We start from the raw sequence: 488 nt of genomic DNA, 5'->3' as shown, positions 1-488 counted from the left end.
TCCACAGCGCCGGTCAAAGTGATCACCGTACGCGCCACCGGTTTCGACCCGGTTGCTGCAGAAGGCGGTTCGGCAGCGGTTGAAGCGGTTGCAGCGGTTCACGATGCAGGCACTTCGTCGTTTGTTGGCGAAGAACTGGCCAAGTCTGACCGTCCTGAGCTGACCGCTGCCAAAATCGTCGTTTCCGGCGGTCGTGGCATGCAGAACGGCGACAACTTCAAACACCTGTACGCTCTGGCCGACAAGCTGGGTGCAGGCGTGGGTGCTTCGCGTGCTGCGGTCGACGCCGGTTTTGTGCCGAACGACATGCAGGTCGGTCAGACCGGCAAAATCGTTGCGCCACAGCTGTACATCGCGGTTGGTATTTCCGGCGCGATCCAGCATCTGGCGGGCATGAAAGACTCCAAAGTGATCGTCGCGATCAACAAGGACGAAGAAGCCCCGATCTTCCAGGTAGCTGATTACGGCCTGGTAGCGGACTTGTTCGA

General features: G+C 59.6%; 1 protein-coding gene. It reads left to right on the top strand.

All coding sequences use genetic code 11. The features are described from left to right. A partial coding sequence (locus tag AWM69_RS22670) for an electron transfer flavoprotein subunit alpha/FixB family protein (protein WP_218728605.1) occupies positions 1 to 488 on the top strand: 488 nt, incomplete at both ends.

Source organism: Pseudomonas sp. D1HM, from assembly GCF_019266105.1.
In the GTDB taxonomy this organism is placed as follows: domain Bacteria; phylum Pseudomonadota; class Gammaproteobacteria; order Pseudomonadales; family Pseudomonadaceae; genus Aquipseudomonas; species Aquipseudomonas taetrolens.
The sequence above is the reverse complement of the archived record's forward strand: the minus strand, read 5'-3'. Positions and strand labels throughout refer to the sequence as shown.